This window comes from Tsukamurella ocularis, from assembly GCF_024807615.1.
GTDB classification, from domain to species: Bacteria; Actinomycetota; Actinomycetes; order Mycobacteriales; family Mycobacteriaceae; genus Tsukamurella; species Tsukamurella ocularis.
The window spans coordinates 1,167,920-1,186,661 of sequence record NZ_JANUCJ010000001.1; the positions used below are offsets into that span (position 1 = coordinate 1,167,920).

Annotated in this window: 18 protein-coding genes and 1 pseudogene; 13 read left to right on the top strand and 6 right to left on the bottom strand. The window is 70.1% G+C overall.

Annotated features, from left to right (window positions below; all coding sequences use genetic code 11):
• Nucleotides 1–96: 96 nt before the first annotated feature.
• The 6 genes from HNP44_RS05755 to HNP44_RS05780 all read left to right on the top strand — a co-directional run bounded on the left by HNP44_RS05755 (nucleotide 97) and on the right by HNP44_RS05780 (nucleotide 6,327).
• Nucleotides 97–813 (top strand): hypothetical protein, encoded by a 717-nt coding sequence (locus HNP44_RS05755; RefSeq protein WP_259142165.1) that lies wholly within the window; start codon nucleotides 97–99, stop codon nucleotides 811–813.
• The gene (locus tag HNP44_RS05760; RefSeq protein WP_259142164.1) at nucleotides 810–2,159 is read left to right on the top strand and encodes an O-antigen ligase family protein; all 1,350 of its coding nucleotides are present in this window, start codon (nucleotides 810–812) and stop codon (nucleotides 2,157–2,159) included. The genes HNP44_RS05755 and HNP44_RS05760 overlap by 4 nt, the downstream gene beginning before the upstream one ends.
• Nucleotides 2,160–2,169: 10 nt before the next feature.
• The gene (locus HNP44_RS05765; protein WP_259142163.1) at nucleotides 2,170–2,625 is read left to right on the top strand and encodes a hypothetical protein; all 456 of its coding nucleotides are present in this window, start codon (nucleotides 2,170–2,172) and stop codon (nucleotides 2,623–2,625) included.
• A gap of 32 nt (nucleotides 2,626–2,657) precedes the next feature.
• Complete coding sequence (locus tag HNP44_RS05770) at nucleotides 2,658–3,380, top strand: hypothetical protein (RefSeq protein WP_259142162.1); 723 nt, start codon at nucleotides 2,658–2,660, stop codon at nucleotides 3,378–3,380.
• Between the two features lie 10 nt (nucleotides 3,381–3,390).
• Nucleotides 3,391–5,223: a cytochrome c oxidase assembly protein gene (locus HNP44_RS05775; RefSeq protein WP_259142161.1), complete on the top strand. Its 1,833-nt coding sequence runs from the start codon at nucleotides 3,391–3,393 to the stop codon at nucleotides 5,221–5,223.
• A gap of 78 nt (nucleotides 5,224–5,301) precedes the next feature.
• A complete protein-coding gene (locus HNP44_RS05780) occupies nucleotides 5,302–6,327 on the top strand; it encodes a TPM domain-containing protein (protein ID WP_259142160.1) in 1,026 nt (341 codons plus the stop codon).
• Here HNP44_RS05780 and HNP44_RS05785 read toward each other — a convergent pair.
• From HNP44_RS05785 to HNP44_RS05795, 3 genes are all read right to left on the bottom strand, one after another.
• Nucleotides 6,324–8,561 carry a heavy metal translocating P-type ATPase gene (locus HNP44_RS05785; RefSeq protein WP_259142159.1) on the bottom strand — a complete coding sequence of 746 codons (2,238 nt, stop codon included), beginning with the start codon at nucleotides 8,559–8,561 and terminating at the stop codon, nucleotides 6,324–6,326. The two genes, HNP44_RS05780 and HNP44_RS05785, sit on opposite strands and share 4 nt — an antisense overlap.
• A 236-nt stretch (nucleotides 8,562–8,797) precedes the next feature.
• Complete coding sequence (locus tag HNP44_RS05790) at nucleotides 8,798–9,877, bottom strand: alpha/beta hydrolase (RefSeq protein ID WP_259142158.1); 1,080 nt, start codon at nucleotides 9,875–9,877, stop codon at nucleotides 8,798–8,800.
• A gap of 46 nt (nucleotides 9,878–9,923) precedes the next feature.
• Nucleotides 9,924–10,331, bottom strand: coding sequence for a DUF5313 domain-containing protein (locus tag HNP44_RS05795; RefSeq protein WP_259142157.1), 408 nt, complete (start codon nucleotides 10,329–10,331; stop codon nucleotides 9,924–9,926).
• 36 nt (nucleotides 10,332–10,367) lie between these two features.
• Here HNP44_RS05795 and HNP44_RS05800 point away from each other — a divergent pair, with 36 nt between their 5' ends.
• Genes HNP44_RS05800 through HNP44_RS05815 form a run of 4 tightly spaced genes read left to right on the top strand, consistent with a single transcriptional unit; the run spans nucleotide 10,368 to nucleotide 13,506 of the window.
• Nucleotides 10,368–10,979: a TetR/AcrR family transcriptional regulator gene (locus HNP44_RS05800; protein WP_259142156.1), complete on the top strand. Its 612-nt coding sequence runs from the start codon at nucleotides 10,368–10,370 to the stop codon at nucleotides 10,977–10,979.
• Complete coding sequence (locus tag HNP44_RS05805) at nucleotides 10,976–11,491, top strand: GNAT family N-acetyltransferase (RefSeq protein WP_259142155.1); 516 nt, start codon at nucleotides 10,976–10,978, stop codon at nucleotides 11,489–11,491. The genes HNP44_RS05800 and HNP44_RS05805 overlap by 4 nt, the downstream gene beginning before the upstream one ends.
• Entirely contained in the window at nucleotides 11,491–12,132 is a 642-nt protein-coding gene (gene bluB, locus HNP44_RS05810; protein ID WP_259142154.1) for a 5,6-dimethylbenzimidazole synthase, read from the top strand. The genes HNP44_RS05805 and bluB overlap by 1 nt, the downstream gene beginning before the upstream one ends.
• A gap of 36 nt (nucleotides 12,133–12,168) precedes the next feature.
• Nucleotides 12,169–13,506: a L,D-transpeptidase gene (locus HNP44_RS05815; RefSeq protein WP_259142258.1), complete on the top strand. Its 1,338-nt coding sequence runs from the start codon at nucleotides 12,169–12,171 to the stop codon at nucleotides 13,504–13,506.
• A 253-nt stretch (nucleotides 13,507–13,759) separates the two neighbouring features.
• On the opposite strand, the gene HNP44_RS05820 is transcribed toward HNP44_RS05815, so the two are convergent.
• Nucleotides 13,760–14,977, bottom strand: a complete 1,218-nt coding sequence (locus tag HNP44_RS05820) for an MFS transporter (protein WP_259142153.1) — start codon at nucleotides 14,975–14,977, stop codon at nucleotides 13,760–13,762.
• Nucleotides 14,978–15,153: 176 nt separating this feature from the next.
• On the opposite strand from HNP44_RS05820, the pseudogene HNP44_RS20895 reads away from it, so the two are divergent.
• Nucleotides 15,154–15,213: pseudogene (locus HNP44_RS20895) on the top strand (ArsR family transcriptional regulator); the annotation flags it as partial.
• A 52-nt stretch (nucleotides 15,214–15,265) separates the two neighbouring features.
• On the opposite strand, the gene HNP44_RS05830 reads toward HNP44_RS20895, so the two are convergent.
• Together HNP44_RS05830 and HNP44_RS05835 are read right to left on the bottom strand one after the other, a co-directional pair.
• Nucleotides 15,266–16,024, bottom strand: coding sequence for a DUF998 domain-containing protein (locus HNP44_RS05830; RefSeq protein ID WP_310437657.1), 759 nt, complete (start codon nucleotides 16,022–16,024; stop codon nucleotides 15,266–15,268).
• Between the two features lie 9 nt (nucleotides 16,025–16,033).
• Entirely contained in the window at nucleotides 16,034–16,918 is an 885-nt protein-coding gene (locus HNP44_RS05835) for a cytochrome c oxidase assembly protein (RefSeq protein ID WP_259142256.1), read from the bottom strand.
• A gap of 68 nt (nucleotides 16,919–16,986) precedes the next feature.
• Here HNP44_RS05835 and HNP44_RS05840 point away from each other — a divergent pair, with 68 nt between their 5' ends.
• Together HNP44_RS05840 and HNP44_RS05845 are read left to right on the top strand one after the other, a co-directional pair.
• Nucleotides 16,987–17,676 carry a response regulator transcription factor gene (locus tag HNP44_RS05840; RefSeq protein WP_259142152.1) on the top strand — a complete coding sequence of 230 codons (690 nt, stop codon included), beginning with the start codon at nucleotides 16,987–16,989 and terminating at the stop codon, nucleotides 17,674–17,676.
• Nucleotides 17,677–17,681: 5 nt separating this feature from the next.
• A complete protein-coding gene (locus HNP44_RS05845) occupies nucleotides 17,682–18,728 on the top strand; it encodes a sensor histidine kinase (protein WP_259142151.1) in 1,047 nt (348 codons plus the stop codon).
• The last annotated feature ends 14 nt before the right edge of the window (nucleotides 18,729–18,742 follow it).

The window sequence follows — 18,742 nt, forward strand, 5'->3', positions numbered from 1 at the left end:
GGTGACGGGACGAACAACGTGAACGATGGTGCGATGGACATCGCGGGCATGGTCCGCGCGGTCTTCCTCCGCCGAGTCGTGGTGGGCGTTGCGATCGTGGCCGCTGTGGTGTGCGGGGCGGCCGGCTGGAAGTCGGTCACGATCGAATACGAATCGGTCGGCGCCGTCGTCGCCATCCCGCCGGGCGCCGGAAATCCGAATCCCACGTTGAATCCGTTCACCAATCTGTCGAACACCGCTCAGCTCGCGCACGTGCTCGCGACGGTCGCGACCAGTGAGGATGCTCGACGCGTGGTCGAGGCGAAGGGCGGTTCCCCGGACTACGTGGTGTCGACCGTGGCGGGTGAGGGCTCGTCGGCCCAGCTCTCGCCGCAGGTGTTGTTCGCCGTCCGAGCGCCGAACCAGTGGCTGTCCAGGGAGGCGGCGGTCGCCCTGGTCGATTTCCTCCGCATCCGGCTGCGCGACATGCAGCGGGAGTCGGGCGCCGTCGAGGGGACGCTTGCGGACCTGCGTGTGAGCGTCGAACCGCGGCCGGGCGTGCTCAGCGGTGCGGATCCGATTCGAGCCGCCGTCGGGTATGCGATGGGGGGGGTGTGCTTGACGATGTTCCTGTTCACGATGATCGCGGGCCTCCGGAGCGCTGTCCGAAACGAGCGCGCGAAGTCCGGCAGCGGGGCGGAATCACCGGCGGCGTCGGAGCCCGCGGGACCGGCCACCGGCGGCCCGAGCGTGTCGTCTGGCGTGGCAGGTGACATGGAGGTGGCAGACGATCCCGCCGCCGAAAGACATGATCCGGACCGAGTCTCGCCATGAGCAAGTTACGGGAGTCGCTGCCATTGGTCGACCCCGTCGATATCGGGTCGACGGTGGCGCGGCGAGTCGCCGAGAAGGTCGGTCCGCCGGGGGCGGTGTTCGTCGCGGCCTGTGGTTTCGCGCTGCTGTCGATGCGGCAGTCGATCCTGGTACCAGCGACCTACGGCATGACGCTTGCGCAGACGATGTTCGCGGTTGGAGCGGTGGTCTGGGCGACCGCGGCATTCACGGGGTACGCCCCGATGGTGCGCGACCGGACCGTCGTAGCCGCTGTCCTCGCCTATGCCTTCGCGTCGTTCATCTCGTACGGCGGCGCGATGGCACGCGGCGTGCCGAGTGGAATCACCGTCGACGCGATGGACCGCTACGTCATGGTCGACATGCTTTTGGTCGGGATGGTTCTACTCATCCTGGCGGTGGTCCGCTCGGAGCATCCGTTGCGGGTGGTGTTGGGAGGTCTGGTCCTCGGCGGGACAGTCAGTGCGCTGTTCGCGCTGGTCTACGCCGTGACAGGACTCGATCTCGCGCCCAACTTCAGAATCCCGGTGATCACCAAGGCCAGCGATTTCGTCCTGATCAAGAACTTCACCCGCGAGGGGCTCAATCGACCTCAGGGCAGCGCGGGGCACGCACTCGAACTGTGTGCGGTGCTTACGGTGCTCATTCCGTTGGGCGTCGCACTGATTCTGAGCGCCCGCAAGCGCGGTGTGAAGACGTGGCCATGGTCGCTCTGCACGGCGATCATCCTGGTCGCTGACCTCGCTTCCCTGTCCCGGTCGGCGGTGGTTGGCGGTGCCGCAGCGGTTGCGGTGATGTGCTGGCGGTGGCCGGTGCGCCGTCTGCTGATCATCGTTACCGGCGCGGTCGCGATGTTCGTCGTCGGGACCGTGTTCCACATCAAGATCATCACCGCACTGATCGCGACCTTCGCAGGATCCGGCAACGACTCCTCGCTCCAATCTCGCGCGGTGGGTCAGGCGTTCGTCGCTGAGAACGTGTGGAAGCGGCTGTGGTTCGGCCAGGGCGTCGGGGCCTATCCGACCCTGAAGCAGCCCGTGCTGGACAATCAATACCTCTCCCGGCTCATGGAGTCCGGAGTGTTCGGGCTGGTCGCCTTCGTGGTGGCACTCGCTCTCGCCCTGTACCTCGCGATCCGAGCGTCCGCGCGGGCGACCGGGCCTATCGCGGAGTACGCGAGTGGAATCAGCGGCGCCATCGCCGCGTTGATCGTGATCTGCCTCATCCTGGACACCTCCGGGTTCATGCAGATCTGGTACATGACCTGGATGCTCGTCGCGTTGGCGGGAGCGGTGTATCGACTTTCTGGTGAGGAACCGCCCAGGTAGGATGGCACGCGTGACGCACATGCACGCGGAGACCACGAACACGTCGCGCACCATCCGGATCTGGGGGTGGGTCGGCGCGGCCGTCGCGCTCGCCACGTCGCTGGTGCACCTGCCGATGCTCGGCGATAACAGCTGGGTGGTCTCGCTCATCGTCGCTGCGATGCTGATCGGCTGCGCGCACTGCTCGGTCTGCCTGTTCCGCAACCCGACGGTGAGCGCGTGGCTGCGGACCGCCGCGATGGGCGCCATCATGATCGCGCTGCATCCGGTGCTCATGTCGGCGATGGACTCCGGCATGGCCGGTATGGACCATTCGATGCCCGGTATGGACATGGGCGCGATGGGTCATTCGATGAGCTCGATGCAGCCCTGGATGACCCTGATGATCGTCTTCGCTGCGGCGGAGATCGTGGTGGCCGCGGCCGCCCTCGGCTGGATGGCGCTGCGCGGCCGCGTAGCGCGGTAACGCCGGGCCGACGAGAACCGATAGAGGATTCGATGAACGCGAAGACTGACCTCAAGCGAGCGGGCCTACGTCGCGCCGCCACTCTCACCGCCGCGACCGCACTGGTCGCCGGCCTGACCGGTGGTGTCGCCGTCGCCGACCCCGACACCACTACCAAGCCCACTGCGCCGTCGTCGGAGCTGCTGCTGAACTCCAGCGACTTCCCGAGCGGCTACATCGTCGTGCCGTCGCCGCAGCAGCGGCTGGCCAACGAGCTCGGAGCCGATCCGCTGACCCTCGCGAGCTCCGCGAAGGTCACCCCGGCGGAGTGCAAGAACATCCTCGCCGCCGCCAAGGGCGGCCAGGGCGATGGCGACACCGTCGCCGGTGTGCACGACCAGGACCGCAAGAGCCTGAGCGAGACGCTGGTCGCGAAGGACGTCGATATCGACACCGTCAAGGTCGGCCTGCTCAAGTTGTGTTCGGACGTGACCATCGAGACCAATGATCCGCGGGGCGGCACCATCACAGTGCGCGCCATCACCAAGGAGGTCTCCTCGGACAAGCAGAAGGCCACCTTCGAGATCGCGCTCGACGGCACCCGCACGAAGGGCGCCGACTCCTTCCCGATCCACCAGAAGGTCCTCGTCGGCGTGGCCTCGCTGCGCGGCTACACCGTCGCTGTGCAGGGCACCAAGCTCGGCGGCGACCCGGACCGCGGCGAGTTCAACGGCTTCTTCGACAAGTCCGTGAAGAAGATCAAGGACGCGAAGTAACTTGACGACGGTGGCGCTGGAGACCGACGCCGCTGCGATGACCGAAGGATCCCCGGGCGCACCGCGCGCGGGTGGCATCGCGGCGCTCGTCGCTGGCTCCCTCGCCGCCGTCGCGGTCGTGATCTGGCTGGTCGCCAGCGAGGGCGAGCTGCGCTACCTCGTCAACGGCAACGCCTACCCGGGCGCGCTCACCGCCTTCGGGGCGGCCGTCGGCCGCGTGATCGGCACCGTCGCCGCCGCCCTGACCTTCGGCGCGGTGGCCTACGCCGTCTTCCGGACCAAGGCCCTCGACACCGGTGAGCTGGGGCTGCGCGGGTACCTCACGCAGCTGCAGGCCCGACGGTACGCCGCCGTCTGGGCCGTCGTCTCGCTCCCGATGGTCTTCCTGGCGGCCGCGGAGAGCGCCGCGCAGAACCTCGTCGACACCTACCGCGTCGGCGGCCTCGGCATCCTGATCTCCGCATCGGACACCGCGAAGGGCTGGATCGTCTCCCTCGTGTGCGCCGTCATCGTGTACGCCGCGTTGCGCACGGCGATGACCTGGATGGCGCACCTGTGGATGCTGCTGCCCGCCGTCGTCGGCCTGCTCGCCACGATCGTCACCGCGAACGAGGCGCAGAACTGGAACCACGACTACACCACCGCGGCGCTCACCACCCTCGGCGTGGTCGCGGCGCTGTGGCTCGGCGGGCTGTGGTCCGCGGTGCGTCTGCCGGCCCGGCCGGAGCGGCGCTGGATCGGCCCGCTGTTCGCCGGGGTCGCGCTGCTCAACGGGCTTGTGATCGCCCTGGTCATGGCCCCGGGCTCCGACCTGTGGGTCACCTGGTACGGCCTGCTGCTCCTCGCCACCGGCGCGCTGCTGCTCGCAGCGGGTGCCGCGCACTGGCTGCGCGCCCTGCCCGTCGCCGCGGCACTCCTGACAGTCGCGTTCGGCACCGCGATCGCCGCGTCCGAACTGACGCCCCCGCCCTTCCTGCGCAGCCGGCCGACGGTGGGCGAGAACTTCCTGGGCTACAACCTGCCCGACCCGCCCAGCGCGATGGCCTTCCTGGGGAACTGGCGCCCCGACCTGAACCTCGCTCCCTTCGCGATCGCCCTCGCCGTCGGCTACCTGGTGCTGGTGCGTCGGACCTCGAACTGGCCCTGGTACCGGACCGTCTTCTTCATTGTGGGCTGCGGCTTCCTGCTCACGCTGACCAGCTCGGGTCTGCGAACCTATTCCAACGCGATGTTCAGCGTGCACATGGTGGTGCACATGCTGATGACGTCGATCGTGCCGGTCTTCCTCCTGCTCGGCGCGCCGATCACGCTGATGCGCGACACCCTGACCGGGGCGCCCGCGCGCTGGCTCTCGACGGTGCTCGAGTCGCGCTCCTTCGCCATCCTGATGCGGCCCGTCGTGCAGCTGGGGTTGTTCGCAGCGGTGCTCTACGGGCTGTACTTCACACCGCTCTTCGACAGCATCGGCCGGTATCACTGGGGCCACCTGGCGATCTACGCCGCACTGCTCTTCACCGGGTTCTTGTTCTACTGGCGCGTCTTCCAGATCGACCCGGTGCCGGGGGAGCTGCCCTTCATCGGGCGCATCGGCATGCTGCTGGCGATGATGCCGATCACCATGGTCTTCGCGCTCATCGTGATGACGATGGACGGGCTCGTCGGCTCGCGCTTGTACCTCTACCTCGACTTCCCGTGGATGACGGACCTGCACCGCGACCAATTCGTCGGCGGCGTGGTCGCTTGGGCCACGGACGAGGCCGCGATCGCCTTGGTCACCCTCGGGCTGGTGCTGCACTGGGCATGGCGGAACCGCGACGAGGACTCCGAGCCGGAGCTGCTCTGAGCCAGATCCGTTCCGATCGCGCAACCCATCTGTGGAGTCGTGTATTGCGAAGCCACGATCGCCAACTATCATTCGATCATGAATCGGATATTCGGCATGGTGTGCGCCTTGATCGTCGCACTGTGTGTCGGTGCCGGACCGGCCTCGGCCGATCCCGCCGGCGTCGTCGATCGAGCAGGGCTGTTCGGTAGCCGAACGGTCGATGTCCAGGCGGCGCTCGACGACTTCCAGGTGCGGACGGGCATGGTCGGCACGGTCGTCACTGCGAACGGCATCGGGGGCCAGGACATCCGCGCGTTCGCCACCACCGCGGGTGCCGTGCTTGGCCGGGACCGCGGCGAGGCGATCGTGATCGGCGTGGACCTGCAGACCAGGAAAGTCGGCGTCTACACCACACCGACGGCGATGGCGCGGATCCCCGACACCGACATCACCCACGTGATCGATACCGCGATCACGCCGCCCTTCCGCGCGGCCGACTACGCGAACGGCGTCATCGCCGGTCTGCGCGCGCTCACCGATGTCGCGTCCGGGGTAGCGCAGACGACCGCGCCCACGACGACGGTCGAGGAGACGACGGCGCCCGGCCTCGGAGGCTCGACGGTCACGGTCTATCCCGGCAACGGTCTCGGCGGATTCCCGGGCAACTACCGCACGTATCCCTCCGTGACCTGGCCGGAGACGCCGAAGCAGAGCGGTCCGGGCTTCGGCGTGTTCGTCGTCTTCGTGATCGTTCTGGCGGCTGTGGCGGTGATCGGGATGGTCGCGTCGGGACTACGCAGCGCCTCAGCGGACACGCCGGAGCTGCGGCGGCGACTAGCGGATCTCGTGGAGGGTGAGCCGGGCTATGCGAGCTGGTCGAATCGCCGGCGCTACGAGCACGCCCGCCGTCAAACGGGAGTGCCACTCGGCACGTGGAACACGATCTACCCGCAGTGGCACGTTCGGGATACCGGTTCGAGTTCGAGTTCGAGTGCCGGCGGATTCTTCGGCGGGGGCGGCTCGTCGAGCAGCTTCTCGTCGGGCGGATCCGGTTCGGACTCGGGGTCGAGTTCGAGCTCCGGTGGCTTCTCGGGCGGCGGTGGGTCGTCCGGAAGCTTCTAACGCGCCCCGAACCTCCGCAGGCGCAGACTGTTCCACACGACGAAGAACGAGCTGAAGGCCATCGCGGCAGCGCCGATCAGTGGGTTGAGCAGGCCGGCCACCGCGACGGGGATCGCGGCGACGTTGTAGCCGAAGGCCCACACCAGGTTCGTCTTGATGGTCTTCAGGGTCGCGCGGGCGAGGCCTAGGGCGTCGGGCACCGCGGACAGCTCCTCGCGCATGAGCACGACGTCGGCGGCGCTCTGCGCCACGTCGGTGCCGGTGCCCATCGCCAGGCCCAGGTCGGCCGCGGCGAGGGCGGGGCCGTCGTTCACGCCGTCGCCGACCATCGCGACCCGCAGCCCGGATTCCTGCAGTTCGCGGACCGCCGCGACCTTCCCGTCGGGCAGCACATCGGCGCGCACATCGTCGATGCCGACGAGCGCCGCGACCTTCGCCGCGGCGGCGGTGTTGTCGCCGGTCAGGAGCACGGTCCGGATCCCGGCCTCGTGCAGCCGAGCGACGGCGTCCGCCGCGTCGGCCTTGATCGTGTCGGCCACCTCGAGGACGGCGGCGACGGCACCGTCGACCTCGACGACGGCGACGGTCCGACCGGACCCCGCCGCGGCCGCGACCGCCGCGGACAGGACGCCCGGCTCGACGAACCGCGGCGAGCCGACGCGGACGGCGGCACCGTCGACCGTGCCGGTGGCGCCGAGGCCCGGGACCGCCCGGAAATCCTCGACGGCGGGCAGGTCGGAGCCGGCCCGCGCGACGACGGCGCGGGCGACGGCGTGCTCGGAGGCCGACTCGACGGCGCCGGCGAGCCGCAGGACAGCGTCCTCGGTGAACCCGGGTGCGACGCTCACCGCGGCCACCGAGAGCACGCCGGTGGTGACGGTGCCGGTCTTGTCGAAGACGACGGTGTCGATGGTCTCGGTGGCCTCCAGCGCCTGGTGCCCGCGGACGTACACGCCGAGCTGCGCGCCGCGGCCGGACGCGACCATGAACGCGACGGGCGTCGCGAGGCCGAGCGCGCACGGGCAGGCGATCACGAGCACGGCGATCGCGGACTTCACGGCGCTGTCGATTCCGCTGCCGATCAGCCAGCCCACGAAGGTCAGCGCGGCGATGGCGAAGACGCAGGGTACGAAGACGGCGGAGACGCGGTCCGCGAGGCGCTGCATCCGTGCTTTCGTGGCCTGCGCGTCCTCGACGAGGCGGAGCATCGCGGCGAAGGTCGTGTCCTCGCCGACCGCGGTCGCGCGCACCGTCAGGCGGCCGTCCTGGCAGACGGTGCCGCCGACGACTTTCTCGCCCGGCCCCGCGGGCACGGGCCGGGACTCGCCGGTCATCGCGGAGTTGTCGACGAACGCCGACCCGGATTCGACGATGCCGTCCGTCGCGATCGTCTCGCCCGGCCGCACCACGAAGAGCTGCTCCTCGCGCAGCTCCCCGACGGGGATCCGCAGCTCGGAACCGTCGCGGACCAGCACCGACACCTCGCGGGCACCGCGCGTCGCGAGCTCCCGCAATGCCGACGCCGCCTTGGCACGGGCCGAGGCCTCGAAGTACCGCCCCGCCAGCACGAAGACGGTGACGCCCATCGCGACCTCGAGGTAGATCGGGTCGGACTGGATGATCGCGTTCCAGAACCCGTGCGGATCGGGGCGCTCGCGGCCCGGCGTGAGCACGGTGACCACCGACCATGCGGTGGCCGAGATGATGCCGACCGAGACCAGCGTGTCCATCGTCGCCGCGCCGTGCCGCGCGCCCAGGAAGGCGCGCTTGTGCAGCGGCCAGGCGCCCCAGGTCACGACGGGCAGGCTCAGTGCGAGCAGCACCCACTGCCAGCCGGGGAAGCGCGTCGACGGGATGGTCGCGAGCACGATCGACAGGTCCGCGGCCGGGACGAACAGCACCAGGGAGACGATGAGCCGGCGCAGCACGTCGCGCCGTTCGCGCTCCTCGGCGAGGATCGCGCGCCGAGGGTTCGGGGACTTGGGCGCCGCGGTGTACCCCGCGGCCTCGACGGTGCCGGTCAGCTGCTCGACGGTGACCGTCGGCGCGTGCTCGACGGTGGCCGTCCGGGTGGCCAGATTGACCACGGCGCGCACCCCGTCGAGCTTGTTGAGCTTGCGCTCGACCCGCCCGACGCACGCGGCGCACGTCATGCCGCCGACGTCGAGGAAGGTGCGCCGCGCCTGCTCCGACTGCGCGGCGGCCGGAGCGGGGGCCTGGTCGAGATCCGTCACTCTTCCAGTATCCACCCCGGACCAGCGAGGCCGAAAACACGAAAGGCCTTGATACCGGCTCCCGGAATGGGGGGAGGAGGGGGAGCCGGTATCAAGGCTCAATCACGCAGCCACCGACGTGGGGGGAGACGTCATATGGCGGCCGCAGAACCCACGATACGGGGTATACGCGTACAGGTGCCACCTTTCGTGACATGCGTGTTCTCACGCAATTGCACTGCCAACAGTTGTTGTCGCTAACTGCGAACGAGCTCCTCCGTCAGGACGTCGAGCGCGGCGTCCACGTCGACTCGCGCATCAGCGCTCACGCCCACCATGTTGAGGAAGCCGTGCAACGCGCCCGGCGCGAGCTGGGTCGTGGCGTCGACGCCCGCGTCCCGCAGTCGCTGGGCGTACGCGGCGCCCTCGTCACGCAGCGGGTCGAATCCGGCGACCACGACGTGCGTGCGGCCGATGCCGGCGAGGCCGTCGGCGTGCCGCAGATCGAATTTCGGGTCGGTGTCCTGGCCCGGCTCCGGCGTGTACAGCTTCCGGAAGTTCTCGATGTCGGCCTCGGTGAGGAAGTAGCCGCGGCCGAAGGTGTCGCGGCTTCGGTTCGCCGGGTCCGCGCCGGTCACAGGGTAGAAGAGCAGCGAGAACGCGGGTTGCGCGCCGCCGGCCAGTGCCAGCTCGCGCGCCGCGACTCCGGCGAGGTTGCCGCCCGCGCTGTCGCCCGAGACCGCCACCCGCGCGGGGTCGGCGCCCAGCTGTTCGGCGTGCTCGATCGCCCAGGCGGTGGCGGCGACGGCGTCGTCGGCGGCCGCAGGGAAGATCGCCTCGGGTGCCAGCCGGTAATCGACAGCCAGCACCCGCACCCGCGCCCGATCGGCGATGTACCGGCACGGCGCGTCGTGGGTGTCGAGGTCGCCCAGCACGAAACCGCCGCCATGGAAGAACACGACGAGTGGCGACGCGGCCTCGAGCCCGGCGGGCGTGTACAGGCGCGCTGGGAGAGGTCCGGCGGCACCGTCGACCATGAGCCCGCGCACGCCGACCGACGGGGCCGTGCCCGCGCCGACGGCTGCGCTCAGCATGCGCATCGACGCGCGCGAGTGCGCGACGTCGCGACCGCCGGCGAGCCCGTCGACGCCCTGCGCCTTGAGCATGAGCAGGGTGATCTGGGAGTCGAGGTCCAGTTCGTTGCCCTCTACGGTCTGCGGTGTGCCGAGCAGTCGCTTGACCTGCACGGGCAGCCCGAAGAGCAGTTTCGCGCCGCCCGCGACGAGCGGCGTGGGGATCTTCAGGGCCAGCTTCTGGACGAGTTCGGTGAGCGCCATGTCACCGATAGTAGGACGTGCGTCACATATCGGCGCGCGGGGAGGCTCAGGTGTGGTGCGGGTACTCGTCGCGCGGGCCGTGCTTGGCGATGTACGCGGCGTGCAGGTCTGCCTCCTTCTCACGGGCGATCACGTCGACGAGCTCGGGGTCGAGGCCGTGGTGTCGCAGCCGGCCGCGCCGGTAGATCTTGTTCAGTGCGATGGAGAAGTACACGAACGGGATGAAGATCGGCAGCGTCATCGTCGCGCGATTCAGCACGGAGGTGTCGATGAACCAGAACGGGATCAGGATCAGCAGACACGGGATCGCGAATCGGACGACGGTCCGCAGCGCGGCGCGCGGCCCGGCGAGGTCGTTCGCGACCCACTCGTGCATCGACGGCGGAAGCACGCTCCTGCCGTAGGAGTACAGGACGTACTGCATCGGGTTGGGCTTGCTCGGACCGTCGTTCATGCCTCCATGGTCCCACTGCGCATAGAATCGGACGTTGTGAGTCCCGGCAGAAACGATCAGACCGCGCAGAGCATCCTGTCTGCAGCGGTGTCGAGCATCGGCAGCGTCGGCATTTCGCGGACCACGATGGAGAACGTCGCGAACCTCGCGGGCATCGGCGTAGCCACCGTCTACCGGCGGTTCAACCGCAAGGACAACCTCGTCCAGCAGGCCATCCGGTACGAGGCTGAGCAGCTGCTCAAGACCGTGGAACAGCAGGTCCAGGGCCTGAGCACGGTCGAGGAGGCGCTCACCGAGGGCTTCGTGGCGTTCTTGCGGGAGGCGCACCGCCGGCCCCTGATCCGCGGCATCGGCGACGGCAACGTCGTCGTCGGCCTGCCGATGATCGCGCAGGGCGGCGGCATGGTCATCGAGATCGGCCGCGAGTTCGCAGCGAACATCATCGCGGGCTTCCAGTCCAGCGGTGAGCTGCCGGAGTTCGATCCGAAGCCCATCGCGGAGATCTTCGCCCGCGTCGGGCACTCGGTGCTGCTCGCACCCGACGGCCTGATCAGCTTCGACGATCCGTACACCGCGGGCCGTGTGGTCCGCGAGTGCCTGATGCCCGCGATCGCGGCACAGGCCGCGGCGGCCGGGGGCGGCACGTGATCCGGCCCGCGACGCCGGCCGACGTGCCGGAGATCCTCGCGATGATCGCCGAGCTGGCCGCCTACGAGAAGGAGCCGGAGGCCGCCGTCGCCACGGCCGAGCAGTTGCACGCCGCGCTGTTCGGGCCCGCGCCCGCCGTCTTCGCCCGCATCGCCTCCGAGCCGGGGTCCGACGGTGCCGAGGCCGTCGTGGGGATGGCCGTCTACTTCCGCACCTTCTCCACCTGGACCGGCACCCACGGCATCTGGCTTGAGGACCTCTACGTCCGGCCCGGGGTGCGCGGTGGCGGCCACGGCAAGAAGCTGCTCGCCGCGCTGGCGCAGGAGTGCCGGGACAACGGCTACGCCCGCCTCGAGTGGACCGTCCTCGACTGGAACGCGCCCGCGATCGGTTTCTACCGCTCCATCGGCGCGGTGCCGATGGAGGAGTGGACCACGCAACGCCTCACGGGCGAGAACCTCGGGGCTCTCGCCGCGCTGGCCGACGGTGCCGCCACGGTCGACGGGGCCTGATGGACGTCTTCGAGGCGATCCTGCGCCGGCGCGACGTGCGCAACGAGTTCTCCGGCGAGCTGATCGACCAGGATCGACTCGTGCGGATCCTCGGCGCGGCGCACAGCGCGCCCAGCGTCGGGAACACGCAGCCCTGGGACTTCGTCGTGGTGCAGGAGCCGGAGACGCTCGCGCGCTTCGCCGGGCACGTCGGCGAGTGCCGCGAGGACTTCGCCCGGTCGTTGCCGGGGGACCGCAAGGACACCTTCAACCCGATCGTCATCGAGGGCATCGAGTCGTCGCGGACCGGCGTCGTGGTGACCTACGATCCCACCCGCGGCGGGACGCACATCCTCGGCCGGCACACGATCGACGAGACCGGCCGGCTCTCGGTCGCGCTGGCCATCCAGAACCTGTGGCTCGCGGCCACCGCGGAGGGCATCGGCGTCGGCTGGGTGTCCTTCTACCGGGAGCCCTTCCTGCGCGCCCTGGTCGACGTGCCCGAGCACGTCCACATCGTCGCGTGGCTGTGCGTGGGTCCCGTGACCGTGCTGCAGACGGTGCCCGACCTGGAGCGATTCGGGTGGCGCGAGCGTCGCCCGCTCGCCGAGGCGATGCATCGGGAGCGCTACTCGGAGGGCGATGTCGGGACTCATCGTTAGACTCGCATGTAATCAGCGAGGGGAACACGAGTGAGCATGTTCAACGAGCGCGTCGGTCGGCGCGCGGTCCTGGTCGGCGCCGCCGCGGCGGTGCCCCTGGTGGCCGCCGGCTGCACGATCGGCGACCTGACCGGTGGCGGCACGAGCGCGGGGCCGTCCACGCCGCCGCCCGACCCGGCCGAGGTCACCGTCGCCCCGGTCGACGGTGCGCAGGCCATCAGCCCGATCACGCCCGTCACGGTGTCGATCACCAAGGCCGTCCTCGGCTCGGTCACGCTGACGGACGCGAAGGGCGTCGCCGTGGAGGGCGCGCTCTCGACGGACCAGCTCACCTGGAAAGCGTCGAAGCCGCTCGAGTACAACGGCCAATACACACTGGTCGCGAAGTACGAGACGCTGGGGCAACAGCGCGAGAAGCGCACCACCTTTTCGACGGTCACTGTCGACGAGACGAACAAGACGCTGCCGTACTTCGAGAACACGGGCGGCATGTCGCTGAACGACGGTGCCGTCTACGGCGTCGGGCAGGTCGCGGTCGTCCATTTCGACGAAGCGATCAAGGACCGGGCCATGGCGCAGAAGCTGCTCAAGGTGACCACCACTCCGCCCCTGGAGGGCGCATGGATGTGGACCACCGACAAGACGGTGGCGTGGCGTCCCAAGGACTACTACCCGTCGGGCACGAAGGTGTCGATCGAGGTCAACGCCTTCGGCAAAGAGGTCAGCCCCGGGCTGTGGGGCGAGAAGGACATCGCGATCGCGTTCTCGATCGGCGAATCGCACGTCTCCATCGCCGACGACAACACCAAGCAGGTGCAGGTCTTCGTGAACGGCCAGATGGTGCGCTCGATGCCCACGTCGATGGGGCAGGGCGGCAACGAGGTGATCAACGGCAAGACCTTCCATTTCTGGACGCAGCGCGGCGTGTACACGGTGCTGGACAAGGCGAATCCCGTGATCATGGACTCGTCGACCTACGGCCTGCCGATCAATTCGCGGCTGGGCTACAAGCAGACCATCGGCTGGGCCACCCGGATCAGCAACGACGGCATCTATCTGCACGCGCTCGACAACATCGGCGCGCAGGGCGTCCGTAACGAATCGCACGGCTGCCTCAATTTGAGCCCCGCGAACGCGGAGTGGTTCTTCGGGCTGTCGCAGCCCGGCGATGTGGTCGAGGTCCGCAACACCGGTGGTCCCGCGCTGGAGCAGTGGCAGAACGGCGACTGGTCCGTGCCGTGGGCCACCTGGGTCGCCGGCGGTGCTCTGCCGCCCGGTGCACAGGGCGATGCGTCGGAGACCACGTCCACGGCACCGTCGCCGTCGACGGTGCCGTCGACCGACGCGCCGGCCTCGGCCACGCCCGGAGGCTGATCCTGCGGCGCTGCAGCCCCCTCCCCCATGGCGAGCCGTGGGGGGTACAGACGTCCCCCGCGCGGAGCCGATTTCCCTCTGGGACGCCGCATCCCCGTCGGAGATGGGCAGTCACTCCGTGTCCGAAACGGTCAGAATCCGAGAGCGGCAAGGCCGGTGCCATCACCTCGACCCACTGGGCGCCGGGCTCGTCGGCTGGCTTGCGACTCGCTCGTCGACGATGTCGACGCAGCCGGTTGCGCGCGCCCCGCGCCTAGGCGACGACGGCGGACCGTCGACCGCGCAGGCCGATCGCGGCGGCGCCGAGGCAGGCCGCGGCCACGGCGGCGGCGAACCAGGGGAAGATCGTAGCGGTGCTGTACTGCGTGGCGAGGTAGCCGGCGATCACGGTCGGCACGCCCATCGCGAGGTAGCCGAGCAGGTAGTAGGCGCTCATCACCTGGCCGCGGGCGTGCGCGGGCGCCACGGAGCCGAGGTGCCGCAGCGAGCCGCCGAAGGCGAGGCCGAAGGTGGCGCCGAGCAGGATCGTGTCGACCACGATGAGCCAGGTCTGGCCGTAGCGCACCGCCACCACGGCGAGGAGGAGCGAGGCGGCGAGGCCGATGTCGCCGACGATGGCGGTCGGTCGGGCCGGGTAGCGCCCGCCGATGAACTGCGAGATGGCGGAGGCGATGGCCATCACCGCGACGAGGCCGCCCGTGAAGATCACCGAGCCGTGCCCGGTCACGTGCTGCACCAGCGCGGGGTACAGGCTGAGGAAGACGCCGAGCACCGACCACGCGGTGATGATCCCGATGCCGGAGAACCAGAAGTCGGCGGTGATCTCGCCGGGCACGCCGGGGCGGCTGAGCCGGACCCGCTCGCCGGTGCGCCCGACGTGCGGCTCGATCAGCGCGATCACGCCGAGCAGGATCGCGAGTACCACGACGCCCATCGTCACGAACGGCGTGCGCAGCGGGTGCGGCGCGTACTGCGCGACGGCGGCTGCGCCCAGCGCGGTGGCTGCGATGCCCACGTTGAGGGCGACGCCGGACAGCATGCCGTTGCGGGCGCCGTCGGTCGGTCGGACGTCGAGGAGGGCTGCGCCGGCGACCACGGTGATCGAGCCGATGGCCGCTCCGTGCAGGAACCGGGCGAGGATCAGCTGCCACTCGGCGCCGGCGAACAGGAACAACAGCAGGCCCACGAGGATCGTGCCGACCGCTGCGAGCAGCACCGGCTTACGGCCGATGGCGTCCGAGATCGGCCCGACGGTGAGCGCCGCGCCCAGCGCGCCGATCGCGTAGACCGCGAAGACGATGGTCGTCGACAGCGCGGACATGTGCCATTGCTGCTGGTAGAGCGGGTACAGCGGCGACGGGAGTCCGGAGACACCGAGGGCCAGCGCGAGCAGCGTGAGCAGGAGAGCGAAGGACCAGCGCTGCGGGTGGACGTGGGTCGACGGTGCCGCGACCTGCTGCGTCAGGCTCATCCGTGCCTCCGGGTGTACGGTGGTGGTTCGACGATTGTCGAACCGTTAGCGAGAGTACACCCGGTTCGACAAAGATCAAACCGTTATCTCAGGGAACGAGAATGATGACCGACGCGACCGCCACCGTCCCGCTGCACACCGTGCTCAGCGCGCTGGCTGATCCGGTGCGCCTGGAGATGGTGCGGCGCCTGCATCGCGAGCGGCGGCCGCTCGTCTGTGCGGAGCTCTACGACGGGGTGACCAAGGCGACGGCCAGCCACCACTTCAAGGTGCTGCGCGAAGCGGGTCTCACCCGTCGTGACGATCTGGGCGCGACGGCCCGGCAGCTGCTGCTGATCGACGAGGTGAGCGCTGCGTATCCGGGCCTCCTCGAGGCTGTCCTCCGGGCCGCTGAGCGCGAGGCGGCCGAGCGTGAGGCCGCCGGGCCTGCGGCGACGTCGCGAGAAGCACCAGCCACAGCGTGAGCGTGAGCACCTGCGAGCGTTGGGCCAGCCCGAGGTAGAGCGCGGGTTCCAGCATCGCGGCCAGCGTCCAGGCGGTCGCCAGCAGGTACGCCATCCCCATGCCGAGGGGGAGTCGCGCACCGTCGAACCCGGAACTCCGGCGCCACAGCCCCCATCCGAGCACGGCGACCGCCCCGGCGAAGCCCGCGAGCCCCGACGAGACCGCGTGCCCGACGTGGGTCAGCGGCACCTGGCCGGCGGCCTCGCGCGCGGCGCAGGCGGCGTCGGCGGTGGGGGTGCAGGAGAGCGGCATGAGGGCGTCGCACATGGTCGCGGCGCCCAGGACGAACAGGCCCACGAGCGCGACCAGTGCGAGCTTCGGCATCGGCCGCGCGGCGCGGTGGGCGAGCGCCGCCGCGACGACGAAGGCGGTCCCGGCGAGCAGGTCCGTCGCGCGGAAGAACTGGGCGTTCGGCTGTCCCACGGACCCGGTCTCGCTGACGTAGGAGTGCAGCGGGCTCAGCTGTGATCCCAGCAGCGGCGCGACGATCCACGCGGAGTAAAGGACGCAGCCCGCGAGCAGGATGAGGCGGGCGCGGCGCATGGCCCAAGCCTACTGGCGGCGCAGTTCGCGCAGGTAGGCGTTGTACGCCTCGCGTTCATCCTCTTCCCGACGGTCCGCCCCCGCCCGTTCGGCGTCGCGCCGCTCGGACCGGCGCCAGCGCAGCGCGAACAGGCACGTCGTGATCATCGCGATGGGTTCGCCGTAGGACCATGCGAGCGCGCCGGCGATGGACTGGTCGCGCAGCGGGTCGATGCCCCACGCGGCGGGCGGCGCGGCGAAGAGGCCGACCATGGGCGTCGTCGCCATCATGAGGATCACGCCGATGAAGACGTGCAGCGGCATCTCGATGAAGATGTCGAAGAAGCGCATGAGCCAGGAGTCGCGGCCGGGCAGCGGCCCGATGGAGAGGATCGGGATGATGAACAGCAGGCCGGCGCCCAGGAAGAAGACCTGCAGCGCGGTGTGCCCCAGCCACGTCCCGCCGATCGCGTCGACCACGCCACCGAGGTAGACGCCGTAGTAGCTCATCAGGAACAGCGGGATGGTGAAGCCCGAGTGCAGCAGGATCCGCGGGGCGGGGCTGCGCAGCAAGCCGAGCGCGGCCCCGAGCACGATCCGGCCGAGCCCGCGGTGCGGCGTCGCGCGCAGCAGCAGCACGCCGGGCGCCCCGCCGACGAGCAGCGGCGGCACCAGGATCGACAGCGTGAGCTGCTGGAACATGAACGCACTGAACAGGTGCCACGAGTACGCCTCGATGCGCAGCCCGGTCACGCTCGCGAGCACGACGCAGCCGAGCAGGAAGCTCACTGCGCGCGCGACCGGCCACCGTCGGCCCTTCCGGCGCACCGTCCGCACCCCCAGCAGGTACAGCGCGGCCCCGACCGCCGCCGCCAGCGGTAGGACGGGGAGCGCGGGCGGATCCCAGGAGAGCATGCCCAGGATCGACGGTGCCGGCACCGGAGGATCTGGAATCAGCACATGCGCATATTACTATATAAAGAATGAACACCCACAAAGTACTCGTGATCGAGGACGAACCCGCTCTCGCCAGGCTCACCCAGGAGTACCTCACCCGCGACGGCTTCGACGTCACCACCGCCGCCGACGGCGAGCGCGGGCTGGCCCTGGCACGCGAGCTCGACCCGGCCGTGATCCTCCTCGACATCGGCCTGCCGCGCCTCGACGGGCTGGAGGTCTGCCGCGCCGTGCGGTCGTTCAGCGACGCCTACGTCATCATGCTCACCGCCCGCGGCGACGAGCTCGACAAGATCGTCGGCCTCTCGGTCGGCGCCGACGACTACCTCGTCAAGCCCTTCAGCCCGCGCGAGGTGGTGGCGCGGGTGCGGGCGATGCTGCGCCGCCCGCGCACCCTGCCCGACGGTGCCTCCGCCGCCCGTCGGTTCGGCGAGCTCACCGTCGATCCGCTCGGGCGCGAGGTCCGGGTGGGGGATAGGCTCGTCGAGCTCACGGCCACCGAGTTCGACGTGCTCGCGACCCTCGCGCGCAGCCCCAACGTCGCCTTCTCGCGTACCCAGCTCATCGAATCGATCTGGGGCGCAGGCTGGGTCGGCGACGAACGGCTCGTCGACGTGCACGTGGGCCGCGTGCGCCGCAAGCTGGGCGACGATGCCGGCGACCCGCGCTTCGTGCGCACCGTCCGCGGCGTGGGCTACCGGATGGGCCCAGGATGAGGCGGATGCGCGACATCGGGATGGGCGGACGCATGGGCGGCATGCTCATGGCCGTCTCGCTCGGGACGCTCGCGATGACCGCCGTCGTCGACTTCGTGGTGTGGCCGCAGATCCTGGGGCGCCCCGGCGTCGTATCAGTGAACGTGGTCGCCGTGCTCTTCGGATTCGGTTCCGCGGTGGCCTTCTCCGTCGTGGCGAGCGTCTTCATCGCGCGTCGCCTGGGTCGCACGATGGCCAAGCTGGAGGGCGCCGCGCGGCAGGTCGCCGACGGTCGCTCGGGGGTGCGCGTCGCCCCCGTCGCGCTGGGTCCGGAGGCGGACGGGCTCGTGTCGGCGTTCAACGAGATGGCGGTGCAACTCGAATCGAGCGACCAGTCCCGGCGACGTCTGCTCGCCGACCTCGCGCATGAGATCCGTACGCCGGTCAGCGTTCTCGACGGCTACCTCGAAGGCATCGCGGACGGGGTCGTCGAGCCGGACGCCGCGACCCTCACCATGTTGCGCACGCAGACCACGCGCCTCGCGAGGCTCACCGACGACGTGCTGTCCGTCTCGCACGCGGAGGAGGGCGCGCTGAACCTGCGGCCCAGCGCGGTCGACGTGGTGGAGGCGCTCGAGGCCGCGGCCGCGGCGGCGGCGCGGGCGTACGCGGATCAGGGGGTCCGGCTGCATGTGCGGATCGGCGCTGGGGCGCGTCGCGTGATCCGTGCGGACCGCCAGCGGCTCGACCAGGTACTGGCGAACCTGCTGTCGAACGCGTTGCGGCACAGCGATCCGGGTGGCTCCGTCGAGGTCGAGGCCGACGGCCATCCGCACCGTCGGATCCGGATCGCGGTGATCGATCACGGCGACGGTATCGCCGCCGAGCACCTACCCTGGATCTTCGAGCGTTTCTACCGCACCGACATCGCCCGGGATCGTGACCACGGCGGCAGCGGCGTGGGCCTCACCATCAGCCGCGCCATCGTGACCGCGCACGACGGTCACCTGTGGGTCGAGTCCGACGGTCCCGGCCGCGGCGCCGTCTTCGCGTTCACGCTCCCGGCGCCCTGACAGTCGTCTTCACG

Coding starts and splice junctions, on each gene's coding strand:
- HNP44_RS05780 (WP_259142160.1), top strand. CDS start 5,302: ATGAATCGGATATTCGGCATGGTGTGCGCCTTGATCGTCGCACTGTGT.
- HNP44_RS05815 (WP_259142258.1), top strand. CDS start 12,169: ATGTTCAACGAGCGCGTCGGTCGGCGCGCGGTCCTGGTCGGCGCCGCC.
- HNP44_RS05790 (WP_259142158.1), bottom strand. CDS start 9,877: ATGGCGCTCACCGAACTCGTCCAGAAGCTGGCCCTGAAGATCCCCACG.
- HNP44_RS05820 (WP_259142153.1), bottom strand. CDS start 14,977: ATGAGCCTGACGCAGCAGGTCGCGGCACCGTCGACCCACGTCCACCCG.
- HNP44_RS05795 (WP_259142157.1), bottom strand. CDS start 10,331: ATGAACGACGGTCCGAGCAAGCCCAACCCGATGCAGTACGTCCTGTAC.
- HNP44_RS05835 (WP_259142256.1), bottom strand. CDS start 16,918: ATGCTCTCCTGGGATCCGCCCGCGCTCCCCGTCCTACCGCTGGCGGCG.
- HNP44_RS05845 (WP_259142151.1), top strand. CDS start 17,682: ATGCGCGACATCGGGATGGGCGGACGCATGGGCGGCATGCTCATGGCC.
- HNP44_RS05840 (WP_259142152.1), top strand. CDS start 16,987: ATGAACACCCACAAAGTACTCGTGATCGAGGACGAACCCGCTCTCGCC.
- HNP44_RS05760 (WP_259142164.1), top strand. CDS start 810: ATGAGCAAGTTACGGGAGTCGCTGCCATTGGTCGACCCCGTCGATATC.
- bluB (WP_259142154.1), top strand. CDS start 11,491: ATGGACGTCTTCGAGGCGATCCTGCGCCGGCGCGACGTGCGCAACGAG.
- HNP44_RS05830 (WP_310437657.1), bottom strand. CDS start 16,024: ATGCGCCGCGCCCGCCTCATCCTGCTCGCGGGCTGCGTCCTTTACTCC.
- HNP44_RS05770 (WP_259142162.1), top strand. CDS start 2,658: ATGAACGCGAAGACTGACCTCAAGCGAGCGGGCCTACGTCGCGCCGCC.